The following is a 12,025-nucleotide window of genomic DNA, read 5'->3' on the forward strand; positions in this document are numbered from 1 at the left end:
GTGTTACGCAGAAATCCTCAGCAACACCCCCTCCTCCCCCGGGCTTCGGTCGAAGTACCGCTTGTACTCGCGGCTGAACTGCGATGTGCTCTGATACCCCACTCGATGCGCCACCTGCCCCACCGCCATGCCCTCGCCGATCAGCATCTGCTGCGCCTTCAAAAGCCTGAGGCGCTTGAGGTACTGCACCGGCGATAACAAGGTGGTGCGCTTGAAATGCTCGTGGAAGGTCGAGGCGCTCATGTTGGCGCAGCCGGCCAGCTCGTCCACGCTCAACGCCTCGTGGTAGTGATCACGCAGATGCTGCAGCGCCGCAGCGATCCTGGCGAAGTGCCCCTGCTGTTCGACCAGCGCCCGCAACACCCCCGCCTGCGGGCCACGCAGGGCGGCGTACAGCACCTCGCGCACCAGCGAAGGCCCCATGACCTGACGGTCCATCGGGTCGTGCAGGCAGCGCAACAGGCGCTCGACACTCTCACGCATCTGCGCATCCAGCTCGGCGGAGGTCATGGATTCCGGTGTCTGCGCCTTGACCGACGCATCCGCCGGCAATCCCATGGCTTGCACGAGGTCACCCAGCACGATCCGGTCAATCGACACCGACACGCCGTACAGCGGCTCCTCGGGGGTCGCGAAGGTTTCACACATGAACGGCACCGACAGCGCCTGCACCAGGTAATGCCCGGCGCCGTATTCGAAGGTGCGCGGCCCCAGGCGCGCGAGCTTGCTGCCCTGCGCCAGGATAATCAGGCTGGGTTCGTAGATCTGCGGGCTGCTGGCCACGTAGTAGCTCCACGAGAGCGTCTGCACGCCCGGCAATCCGGTGTCGAGAAAGCCCGGGGTGTGGGACAGCGGCTTGATGAGCGACACCAGGGTTTGGTTGGCATCGGAGCGGGAAGTCAAAAGCATGGGCAACCGGACAGAGGATTAGACACTGACATGATCGCAGATCTGCGGCCATGCGCATCCCTTGATCAGCAACCTTCGGAGGATTAGGCATGACTCACGTAGGAACCGACATGGCCGCACCCCGCCCTGCTGCGCAAAATGCATCGCCTCACCACTCAGCATTTTGCGAGGCTTCACATGTACACAGCTATCGGTTACGCCGCCCAGTCGGCCACGGCTCCCCTCGCCCCCATGACTTTCAACCGTCGCAGCCCGCGCCCGGACGACGTGGCCATCGAGATTCTGTACTGCGGTGTCTGCCACTCCGACATTCACCAGGCGCGCAACGAGTGGGGCATTGCGGTCTACCCGCTGATGCCGGGCCACGAAATCGTCGGCAAGGTCACTGAAGTCGGCGCCAACGTCAGCAAGCACAAAGTCGGCGATCTGGTCGGCGTCGGCTGCATGGTCGACTCCTGCCGCCATTGCGAAGCCTGCGCGGCGGACCTTGAGCAGTACTGCCTGGAAGGCCCGACCCTGACCTACGCCACCCCGGACCGCGTCGACGGTAGCAACACCATGGGCGGCTACTCCAACAGCATCGTGGTCAGCGAGCACTTCGTCGTGCGCATCCCCGAGAAACTCGACCTGGCCGCCGCTGCGCCGATTCTCTGCGCCGGCATCACTACCTACTCGCCACTCAAGCACTACGGCGTCAAGGCCGGTGACAAGGTCGGCGTGCTGGGCATGGGCGGCCTGGGCCACATGGGCATCAAGTTCGCCAAGGCAATGGGCGCGGAAGTGACGCTGTTCACCCGTTCGGCGAGCAAGGCTGAAGAAGCCCGCCGCCAGGGCGCTGACCACGTGATCGTGTCCACCGATGCCGAACAGATGAAAGCTGCCGCCGGGCACTTCGACTTCCTGCTCGACACCATCCCGGTGCAGCACGACCTGAACCCTTACCTGGAAACCCTGCGCTTCGATGGCGTGCACATCCTGGTGGGCCTGATCGAACCGATCGACCCGGCCGTCCACGCCGCCAACCTTGTGATGAAACGCCGGGTGCTGGCAGGTTCGCTGATCGGTGGCATCGCCGAGACTCAGGAAGTGCTGGATTTCTGTGCCGAACACGACATCAGCTGCGACATCGAAATGCTCGACATCAAGAACATCAACCAGGCGTACGAGCGCATGATTGCCGGTGATGTGAAGTACCGTTTCGTGATCGACATGGCGACGTTGAAGGCGTAAGCCTTCCTCTCGGTCGGGAACACTCTGACCCATTGATCGTTCCCACGCTCTGCGTGGGAATGCATCCCTGGACGCTCCGCGTCCCGATGACGCGGAGCGTCATTCACGGCGTTCCCACGCGGAGCGTGGGAACGATCATTGGTCATGTTTACCCGCCCAACTCCGCCGACAACCGCGCCGCCACCTCTTTGATCACCGGCACCAGATCGGCCATCTTCTCAAGCGGCATGTAAGGCACGGTACTGGCGATGCTGATCCCCGCCACAATCTGCTTGCCGGCATCGCGAATCGGCGCCGCCACACAGCGAATCGACGGTTCGTTGTCTTCCAGATCGAACGCATACCCGCCATTCACGTACTCGTGCATCCGCGCGCGCACCTGCTCCCAGGTCTGCTCCTGATGCGCCGGCCACTGAGGCTGCCTAGCCACCTCAGGCACACTGATGTCGTACAGCCTTCGCCATTCACTCTCAGGGCTGTCAAGCAGCAGCGCCTTGCCGATCCCGGTCCGCGCCAGCGGCATGCGGTGCCCGACCCGCGAGCGCATTTCCGGGCCGTTGCGGCCGGGATTCTTGTGCAGGTACAACACCTCGTCACCGTCCCGAATAGCCAGGTGCACGGTGTCGCCGGTCAGCGCCGACAACTCATCTAGAAATGGCTGCGCCAGCATGGCCAAGGGCAATTCTTCGCGGGCCTGGAAGCCCAGTTCGATCAGCTTGGGGCCCAGCAGATAACCCACCTGCGGCAGCACCCGCAGATAGCGCTCCTCCACCAGGCAACTGGCCAGGCGATGGGTCGTGCTGCGCGTGGTGCCGATCAGCCGGGCGATCTCCTTGAGATCCCGGGCACCGCTGGCCACGGCCTGAACCACACCCAAACCGCGCAGCAGGGTCTGCGTGCCGGTGGGTGCGGTCTCTTTACCGGTCGTGGTGTCTGAGGACTGTTGCATATCACGCCTTATCGAATCGGAAAGCTGGCGGCATTATCAATGCCAGCCAGGGTCCATGTCAGCCGTTACAGCTCGATGCGCTCGACCTTGCCCACCAGCAGGATGTAGGAAAGCGCCCCAAGCAGTGCCAGAACAGCGATGTAGGTGATGGCCGGTGCAAACGACGCACCGGACGCCAGAAAGCCGATGACGATGGGCGTGGCAATCGCCGCCAGGTTGCCGATCAGGTTGAAGGTGCCTCCCGTCAGGCCAAGCAAGCGTGCCGGCGCCAGGGTCGACACCAGCGACCAGGTGATCGACGCCAGGCCATTGCCGAAGAACGCCAGGGCCAGGAACATGATCACCAGCGGCGTGGATTCAACGTAGTTGGCGCCGATGATCGAGGTGGAAATCAGCAGCCCGGCAATGATCGGCAGCTTGCGGGCAAAGCCGACCGTGTGGCCGCGACGGATCAGCCAGTCGGAGAAGAATCCCGAACACAACACGCCGACGAAGGCCGCCAGAAACGGCAGCGAGGCCAGCAGACCGGACTTGATGAAATCCATGCCCCGGTATTTCACCAGATAGGTCGGGAACCAGGTCAGGAAGAACCACAGCGTCGAGTTCAGGCAGAACTGACCCAGGTAGATCCCCCACAGCTTGCGCTTGCTCAGGACGATGCCCAGGTCGCTCCAGTTGAACCCGGCTTTCTGCTTCGCGGTGTCGGTCTGGATATCCACCAGGCCGCCGCCCTCTTTGATCAGGTCGATCTCGCCCTGATTCACGCCTTTGAAATCCCGGGGCTCGCGATAGACCATGTACCAGATCACCGCCCACAGCACGCCCACAGCGCCGGTGGCGACGAATACCATGTGCCAGCCGAACGCGGTTTGCAGCCAGGCCAGCACCGGGGTCAGAAAGGCCAGGCCGACGAACTGGCCGGAGGTGTAGAAGCCCACCGCCGTTGCCCGTTCTTTTTCGGGGAACCAGGCGGTGACCACCCGGCTGTTGATCGGGTACGCCGGAGCTTCCAGCGCACCGACTGCCATGCGCAACACGAACAGGCCGATGAAACTGCCGACGAAGCCCAGGAAGATGGTCGCGACCGACCACAGGGCCAGGGCGACGGTGTAGAGAATGCGCGGCGGCACGCGATCCACCAGCCAGCCGCCGGGCAGCTGCATGGCGGCGTAGGTCCAGCCGAAAGCCGAAAAGATCAGGCCGACGTGCACCGGGTCGATGCCCAGTTCGCTGGTCAGTGCGGGCGCGGCGATGGACAGGTTGCTGCGGTCCAGGTAGTTGATGACCACCGTGATGAACAGCAGGACCATGATGAAATAGCGTTTGCGGGTCGGCGTGGCGGTGATCGCCCGCGCCTCTTGCAGCGTCTGTGTGCGCATGGGGAACGTGCCTCTTTTTATGTTTATTTGAGGTCAGGAATCGTGTGTCACCGGCCCCGTAGCAGCACGGCTTGCCGGCGGGGCGGAGTGTCAGGCGGTACATCTGTCACAGACACACCGCTCCCGCCGGCAAGCCGTGCTGCTACGGGGCGGGAGTGGTGTGGCTACTGAGTGGCAATCACCACTCGGCAAAACTGCCATCGGCATGGCGCCAGATCGGGTTGCGCCAGCGATGGCCGACCGCGGCGCGCTCCTTGACGTATTCCTCGTTGATCTCGATCCCCAGGCCCGGGCCGTTGGGGATCTTGACCATGCCCTTGTCGTAGTCGAACACCGCCGGATCCTTCACGTAGTCGAGCAGGTCATTGCTCTCGTTGTAATGGATGCCCAGGCTCTGCTCCTGGATGAAGGCGTTGTAACAGGCCGCATCCAGTTGCAGGCACGCGGCCAGGGCGATCGGGCCCAGCGGGCAATGCAGCGCCAGCGCCACGTCATAGGCCTCGGCCATGTTGGCGATCTTGCGGGTTTCGGTGATGCCGCCGGCGTGGGAGGCGTCCGGCTGGATGATGTCGACGTAGCCTTCGCTCAACACGCGCTTGAAGTCCCAGCGCGAGAACAGCCGCTCGCCCAGGGCAATCGGCGTGCTGGTCAGCGGCGCCAGCTCCTTGAGGGCTTCATAGTTCTCGCTGAGCACCGGCTCCTCGATGAACATCAGCTTGTACGGGTCCAGCTCCTTCATCAGCACCTTGGCCATGGGCTTGTGGACGCGCCCGTGGAAGTCCACGCCGATGCCCACGTTCGGCCCGACCGCATCACGCACGGCAGCGACGTTGGCCAGGGCCAGATCGACCTTCTCGAAGGTGTCGAGAAATTGCAGCTCTTCGGTGCCGTTCATCTTCACCGCCGTGAAGCCACGGCCGACCGCCTCCTTGGCAGCGCGCGCGGTGTCGGCCGGGCGATCGCCGCCGATCCACGAATACACACGAATCTTGTCCCGCACCTGGCCGCCGAGCAGATCGCTGACCGACACACCCAGCGCCTTGCCCTTGATGTCCCACAGCGCCTGGTCGATACCGGCCAGCGCACTCATGTGGATCGCGCCGCCACGGTAGAAACCACCTCGATAGAGCACGGTCCAGATGTCTTCGATATTGCGCGGATCCTTGCCGATCAGGTAATCGGACAATTCCTCAACGGCGGCCGCCACAGTGTGCGCACGCCCTTCCACCACAGGCTCGCCCCAGCCGGTGACGCCCTGGTCGGTTTCCACTTTCAAAAAGCACCAGCGCGGCGGAACGATGAAGGTCGTGAGTTTGGTGATTTTCATGTCAGTTCTCTCTTATTCGAAGACGGCAGTTCAAGACGCCCGTGGACGCCTGTGCAATTCATTGAGGGTTCGCGGGGCGGTTGCGGTTCCAGGCGGCCACGTAATCGCGGGCGCGCTCGGCGACGTCGTCGGCACTCATGCCCGGCTTGAACAGCCCCGAGCCAAGACCGAAACCGCGCACACCGGCATCCAGGAACACCTTCATGTTGTCCGGGGTGATGCCGCCGACCGGCAGCAGCACGGTGCCCGCAGGCAGCACCGCCAGCCAGGCCTTGACCACGGCGGGGCCCATCTGCTCGGCAGGGAACATCTTCAGCACATCGGCGCCTTCGGCCAGGGCGGCGAAGGCTTCGGTCGGCGTGGCCACGCCCGGCGACAGAAACAGGCCTTCGGCCTTGGCGGCGCGCAGCACTTCCGGATCGCTGTGGGGCATGACGATGACCTGGCCGCCCGCCTCCTTCACCTGACGCACCTGTTCAGGGGTGAGCACTGTGCCCGCGCCGATCAGGCAATCGGCGGGCAGGTTCTGACGCAGCAGACGGATGCTGTCGTACGGCTGCGGGGAATTGAGCGGCACTTCGATGACGCGAAATCCTGCCGTGTACAGGACTTCGCCGATGGCAATCGCTTCTTCGGGGCGCAGGCCACGCAGGATCGCGACCAGACCGTTTTGCGCCAGGGCTTGTTTGAGCATCTCAGTTCTCGACAGAAAGGGGCTGGCTCGGGGCCGCCGAATGGGAAGGAATAAGGCCTGCCTGCACCGCGACCTGCCACAGGCCACGCTCGGTAGCCTGCTCAGCCAGGGTCACCTGCGGGAAGCCGTTGGCCTTGAGCGCGCGCTGGTAGCGTTCCAGCAGCGCGCCGCTGCCAATCAGGATCACGCCTGGCAGGCTTGCGCCATCGCTGTTCAGCATCTGCGCCAGGGCGGCGATTTCATGGCCTATCAGCAGGCCCGACAGATAATCGGGCTGCGCCGTGCCAGCGAGCTCGCCAGTCAGGCCCAGGGTCCGGCAGCTGAAGATGGTCGACAAGGGGCCGGCGCTGCCGCTGGCCGATTGCGCCACGCTGACGCCACGGTCAAACGCAGCGGCATCGAAGTCGTCGCTGCGTTGCATGGTGCGTCCCAGGATGGTGTGGCTGGACAGCGCGGCATACACCTCGCCGGTCATGAAGGTATCGAAATGCACGATGCGCCCATCCACCGCCCTCACCCACTTCGAGTGGCTGCCGGGCAGGCCGATCAGCAGGGGGCGACGCGCCTCGTCGGCAGACAGCGCGCTGAGGATGCCGAGCACTTGGGTTTCTTCGCCGCGCATCACGTTGGGCAGCTCGGAGCGCTGGATCACCCCGGGAATGATGTGCACATCGGCATGGCGCAGGCTGCGCACCTGCACAAGACCCGCACTCAGGGCCGCAACGCTGGCGGGTGTCTGTTGGTAGGGGGCTTCGCGCCAGCCCTGGGCACTGCCGACCATGCCGCAGGCGATCACCGGCACGCCCGGCTGGGCGTCGAGCCAGTCGCCGCAGGCTTCGTCGAACGCCAGCTCAAAACCGTCGCTGCACATCTGCCCGGCCACCCAGCGTGGCGCCGACGGCAGCTGCATGATGCCCGCACTGAGCGAGCGTTGTTCCAGCACCCGGCCATTCTCGCCGAGCCGATACGCGCGAAGGGACGTCGTGCCCCAATCGAGCGCGATCAATTGCGCCTGCATGGCTTCACCTGATTGTTATTGAAGTGTGAATGCAGGGAGGACTATAAACCCGAAAAGCGGATTATCTCAATATGTAATTATCAATCCCATATTGTGGGATTTTACGTTTTGCGACAAACGTACGAGCGTAACGGGCGCCGTGACTGGTGCGCCGACAAATCCCTGGGGCATACTCGGCTCGTTGGTCCTCCCTGCACTGCCAACCCGCTGTCTGCCACCGTCTACACTCATCTACAAAAGGACCCGTCAGATGAAGCGTTTCCTCGTGCTCGACAGCTTTCGCGGCCTCTGTGCAGTCGCATTGATCATTCATCACTCGCACATTGAGCGCAGCATCACCGAACTGACGTTCTTCCGAAACGCCAGCCAGTTCGTGGGGTTTTTCTTCGCCCTGAGCGGGTTTCTGATCTATCGCCGCTATGTGGGCAACCTCGGCACACCCAGGCTGCTGGGCGAATTCGCCGTCACCCGGGCCTGCCGGGTGATGCCGCTGCACATCGCGGTGCTGCTGTTTTTCATCGGCTTCGAATGCCTGAAACTGGTGCTTGAACGCTATGGCCTGTCGCTCAATTATCCGGCCTTCAGCGGTGACCGCGCGCCGAGCGAGATTCTGCCCAATCTGCTGCTGATACAGGCCTGGTGGCCGACATTCAACGCACTTTCCTTCAATTACCCCTCGTGGTTCATCAGCGTCGAGTTCTGGATCTGGATGATCTTCGGGCTCCTGGTGTTCTGCGTGCCACAGATCGCCCGCAAGCTGTTTTCACTGCTATGCGTGCTGGCTTTTGTGGCGCTCTACAAGGATTTCAACCTGATCCCGCGCAATGTGCTGTGGGGTGTTTCCTGTTTCTTCGCAGGAGCGATTACCTATCGCCTGTACGTGAGATTGCACGACTCGGTGCCCAACGTGGGCCTGGCCAGCCTGCTGGAGGTGGGAGTGCTGGGGGCGATCTATTGGGTCATGACCGAGGGCGAGCAGCCCCTGACGATCGAGCTGGGGCTGCTGTTCTGTGCGGCCATCCTGATCTTCTCGTTCGAGTCCGGGCTGATCTCGCGGCTGCTGCGCCTGCGGCTGTTTCCGGCGCTGGGCAAGCTGTGGCTGTCGATTTACCTGACACACGCCGCAGTGATCTTCGTACTCGCCACCGGCCTTGCAGTGGCCGCCAAGTTCACCGGCTACAGCCTGCTGGTGGACCGCCCCGGCGAAACCACCGGCACCATGCTGCGCTACCTGAGCACCGGCAGCACGCTCAACGACAACCTGCTGATGGTGCTGGTGGTGGTGGCCGTGGTGGTGATTTCGATGCTCACCCACTGCTACATCGAAGCGCCGGGGATTCGGTTCGGCAAACACTGGAAACACGGCACCCTGTTCCGCCGCCGCAAGGACGATCCGCCGCAGGAGCAGGCGTGAGGTAATGCGCCAGGCGTGGGGCAGCGCCGGTTTCAAGGACGCCCCCGCCGGCAAGCCGTGCGCTCAGCCGTAAATTTTCAAATACCCCCAACACCCAAATTGGCCTCCTGGTCAATCATATGATTGGACGCTGGAAATTGCGTTGATGCCCACTACTATGGCAACCGTTGAAAGACGATCTCATCGCCACGGAGACATCAGCATGACCCAGCACGCCAATAACACGGTTCGTATTCATGCCGCCCATGGCCGCTCCGAGGAGCTGGGCGAATATCTGGCCACTGTCGTCAAGAATCTTCCGCTGCTGCCAGGTTGCGAAAGCAGTGTGCTCAACCGCGACGAGGATGATCGCGACCTGTGGATCATCGATGTGCGTTGGGAATCCTGCCAGGCAATGGGCGAGCACTTCTCGCAGCCCAGCAACGAGGTGTTGAACGGCCTGCTGAACAATCTGTTCATCCGCCATATCGACTTCCAGAGTGATTCAGAGCGCTGCAACCTGCCGGGCAACCGCTGACAGAGTTCATTTGGCGGTGATTCTTGAACATCCACTTTAAGCAGACCCCTTAATTGGCTGTTAACTAAACCAATCGTCAGAAAATCGGCCATCGGACGGCTGATTTCGCCCTTGAAGTGGCGAAGTCCAGAACCGCGATTATCCTTTGCGTCTTGCGGGCAAGTTCGTGCTATTTCCCCTCCAGATAGTAGCCAATTGCCTCAAAGACCCAAGAGGTAATGCAATCATGAGAATGATAAGTCTGAGTCTGATCGCTCTGGCGGTATCGGCAGGATATGTTCAATCCGTAGAAGCAGAACCCTTCGTCAGCAGTCAGGCCGATGCAAAAGGCTTCGTCGAAGATGCCAAGCTCGATGTGCTGTTGCGCAACTATTACTTCAACCGGGATGGTAAAAGCGGCGCCGGCGATCGACGTGACTGGTCTCAGGGCGCCTTGGCCAACTTCAGTTCCGGGTTCACGCCGGGCACCGTCGGTTTTGGTGTCGATGCCTATGGCTGGTACGGCCTGAAACTGGATGGCGGCGCCGGGCATTCGGGCACCGGTAATATTCCCGTGGACAGCAGCGGCAGTCCGGAAGATGAATTCGCAACAGCCGGCGGCGCAGTGAAGATGCGCATTTCCAAGACCGAACTCAAGTGGGGCACGATGCAGCCCACCGCACCGGTCTTTGCAGCGGGCGGCACGCGCCTGTTCCCGCAAACCGCCACCGGCTTCAGCCTGCAAAGCAGTGAAATCAAGGACCTGGACCTCGAAGCCGGACACTTCACCGCGGGTAACGGGCCGCAACACACCAGCTCAAGCGGTGAACTCTTTGCCAGTTACGCCAATGTCACCGCCAACAGTGTCGACTTTGTCGGCGGTAAATACGCCGTCAATGATGCGCTGACGTTCTCGTTATACGGTTCGGAGTTTGAAGACATCTGGCGTCAGTACTACGGCAATGCCAACTATGCGTGGGCCATGCCACACGACCAGTCGATGACGTTCGACTTCAATATCTATCGCACCAATGACGAAGGTCAGGCCAAGGCCGGCAACATCGATAACACCACCTGGTCGCTGGCCGCAGCCTACAACTTCATGGCTGGCCATACCTTTACCTTGGCCTATCAGAAAGTGCATGGCGACACGCCGTTCGATTATGTCGCGTTTGGCGATAACGGGCCGGGCACTACCGGTGATTCGATCTTCCTGGCCAACTCCATTCAATATTCGGACTTCAACGGGCCGGGGGAAAAATCCTGGCAGGCGCGCTATGACCTGGCAATGAGCGCCTATGGCATTCCCGGGCTCAGTTTCATGGCGCGTTATGCCAATGGCCGGGATATCGACGGGACCAAAATGGCCCTGGACAGCCCCTACCGCGCCTACGGTTATGGCGAGGACGGCAAGCACCACGAAACCAACCTGGAAGCCAAGTACGTGATCCAGAATGGCCCGGCCAAGAACCTGTCGTTCAGGATTCGTCAGGCGTGGCACCGCGGCAATGCCGATCAGGCCGAAGGGGATCAGGATGAGTTTCGCCTGATCGTCGACTACCCGATTTCGGTGCTATGAGGTAATTGGCCCCCTGATCTTTCCCCGGATTGGGAGTGTGACCACCGCAGCCCCAGGCATAGCGTGTAGGTCATCACTCCCAACGAACAGGATCGATCATGAAACCGATGAAACTGCTGGCCGCCGGTGTCGCTTGCGTGGCGTTCTCCCTGACTTTGACTGTGCCTGTCACGGCGATGGCACACGATGGCGAGCACGAGAAAGTCACTGTGCTGGAAACCCATCCGATGCTCAACGCACCGGGCAAGAAAGCGATGATGCTGACGGTCGATTACAAGCCGGGCCAAGTGTCCATTCCCCACAGCCACAGCGGCAGCGCCCTGGCCTATGTGCTGGAAGGCGAAGTGGTGTCGCGGGTCAATGACGGCAAGGCGATCACCTACAAGGTCGGCCAGAGCTGGTACGAGCCTGCAGGCTCCAAGCACTACGAGTCGCGCAATGCCAGCAAGACCAAGCCTGCGAAACTGCTGGTATTCATCCTGCTCGATGACAACGGCGAGATCCTCACGCCACTGCCCAAATAAGTTGCTGGCCGGGCCGGCGCCGCTCTAGGACGGCGCCATCGGTCTGGTCGGCTCGCCCGTTCATTCAATTTTTCCTGCCAAGTGTCGATAAGCCATCAGTAGAGCCCGAATAGCGGGCCGGACTCGATGAGCGAAAGGCACTGACATGTACAACATTTTTCTGCTGGTGGAACACGGCCGCGACCAGGGCGAAGTGAGCGTTCTGGGCTGGTTCGATGACGAGCGAGCGGCACAGGAAACCGCAGAAGCGATGGAGTGGAAAGCCTATCGCCAGGAAGTCAAACGGCAGAATCGCTGGTCCAGCGAACCCTTGCTGCCACCGGACCAGACGTCGCACCGGCGTTACTGGGTCAAGGGCATCGCCAAATTCACCCACACCCCGGCGCCACGCTCTTGGGCGTTGCACTGAGTGATCGTTCCCGTCGCTCTGCGTGGGAATGCCTTGTGTGAAGCTCCGCGTCACCGGACGCAAAGCATCCGGGGCTGCATGCCCACGCAGAGCATGG

General features: G+C 61.9%; 12 protein-coding genes. 6 read left to right on the forward strand and 6 right to left on the reverse strand.

The genetic code is table 11. The features are described from left to right. Positions 1–3: 3 nt before the first annotated feature. Positions 4–909 carry an AraC family transcriptional regulator gene (locus tag ACIPO9_RS12290; protein ID WP_274136304.1) on the reverse strand — a complete coding sequence of 302 codons (906 nt, stop codon included), beginning with the start codon at positions 907–909 and terminating at the stop codon, positions 4–6. A gap of 177 nt (positions 910–1,086) precedes the next feature. Here ACIPO9_RS12290 and ACIPO9_RS12295 point away from each other — a divergent pair, with 177 nt between their 5' ends. Further along, positions 1,087–2,139: an NAD(P)-dependent alcohol dehydrogenase gene (locus tag ACIPO9_RS12295; protein ID WP_400609291.1), complete on the forward strand. Its 1,053-nt coding sequence runs from the start codon at positions 1,087–1,089 to the stop codon at positions 2,137–2,139. A 148-nt stretch (positions 2,140–2,287) separates the two neighbouring features. Here the strand turns inward: ACIPO9_RS12295 and ACIPO9_RS12300 are convergent, their stop codons facing one another. From ACIPO9_RS12300 to ACIPO9_RS12320, 5 genes are all read right to left on the reverse strand, one after another. After that, positions 2,288–3,088: an IclR family transcriptional regulator gene (locus tag ACIPO9_RS12300; protein WP_400781147.1), complete on the reverse strand. Its 801-nt coding sequence runs from the start codon at positions 3,086–3,088 to the stop codon at positions 2,288–2,290. Between the two features lie 65 nt (positions 3,089–3,153). Further along, complete coding sequence (locus tag ACIPO9_RS12305; protein WP_274136307.1) at positions 3,154–4,467, reverse strand: MFS transporter; 1,314 nt, start codon at positions 4,465–4,467, stop codon at positions 3,154–3,156. Between the two features lie 178 nt (positions 4,468–4,645). After that, complete coding sequence (dgoD, locus tag ACIPO9_RS12310) at positions 4,646–5,794, reverse strand: galactonate dehydratase (protein ID WP_274136308.1); 1,149 nt, start codon at positions 5,792–5,794, stop codon at positions 4,646–4,648. Positions 5,795–5,852: 58 nt separating this feature from the next. Beyond that, positions 5,853–6,488 carry a 2-dehydro-3-deoxy-6-phosphogalactonate aldolase gene (locus ACIPO9_RS12315; RefSeq protein ID WP_274136310.1) on the reverse strand — a complete coding sequence of 212 codons (636 nt, stop codon included), beginning with the start codon at positions 6,486–6,488 and terminating at the stop codon, positions 5,853–5,855. 1 nt (position 6,489) lies between these two features. Beyond that, the gene (locus tag ACIPO9_RS12320; protein ID WP_400781149.1) at positions 6,490–7,506 is read right to left on the reverse strand and encodes a 2-dehydro-3-deoxygalactonokinase; all 1,017 of its coding nucleotides are present in this window, start codon (positions 7,504–7,506) and stop codon (positions 6,490–6,492) included. 250 nt (positions 7,507–7,756) lie between these two features. Between ACIPO9_RS12320 and ACIPO9_RS12325 the strand changes: the two genes are divergently transcribed. The 5 genes from ACIPO9_RS12325 to ACIPO9_RS12345 all read left to right on the forward strand — a co-directional run bounded on the left by ACIPO9_RS12325 (position 7,757) and on the right by ACIPO9_RS12345 (position 11,928). After that, positions 7,757–8,920, forward strand: a complete 1,164-nt coding sequence (locus tag ACIPO9_RS12325) for an acyltransferase family protein (protein WP_400781150.1) — start codon at positions 7,757–7,759, stop codon at positions 8,918–8,920. A 202-nt stretch (positions 8,921–9,122) separates the two neighbouring features. Further along, positions 9,123–9,437, forward strand: a complete 315-nt coding sequence (locus ACIPO9_RS12330; protein ID WP_274136316.1) for a putative quinol monooxygenase — start codon at positions 9,123–9,125, stop codon at positions 9,435–9,437. A 226-nt stretch (positions 9,438–9,663) separates the two neighbouring features. Further along, positions 9,664–10,995: an OprD family porin gene (locus tag ACIPO9_RS12335; RefSeq protein ID WP_274136318.1), complete on the forward strand. Its 1,332-nt coding sequence runs from the start codon at positions 9,664–9,666 to the stop codon at positions 10,993–10,995. 107 nt (positions 10,996–11,102) lie between these two features. Continuing rightward, on the forward strand, positions 11,103–11,519 hold the full coding sequence (locus ACIPO9_RS12340) for a cupin domain-containing protein (RefSeq protein WP_400781413.1): 417 nt from the start codon (positions 11,103–11,105) through the stop codon (positions 11,517–11,519). Between the two features lie 145 nt (positions 11,520–11,664). Next, complete coding sequence (locus ACIPO9_RS12345) at positions 11,665–11,928, forward strand: hypothetical protein (RefSeq protein ID WP_274136319.1); 264 nt, start codon at positions 11,665–11,667, stop codon at positions 11,926–11,928. Positions 11,929–12,025: the final 97 nt, after the last annotated feature.

The sequence above is a fragment of the Pseudomonas sp. NPDC090203 genome (genome assembly GCF_044746765.1).
In the GTDB taxonomy this organism is placed as follows: Bacteria; Pseudomonadota; Gammaproteobacteria; order Pseudomonadales; family Pseudomonadaceae; genus Aquipseudomonas; species Aquipseudomonas putida_AD.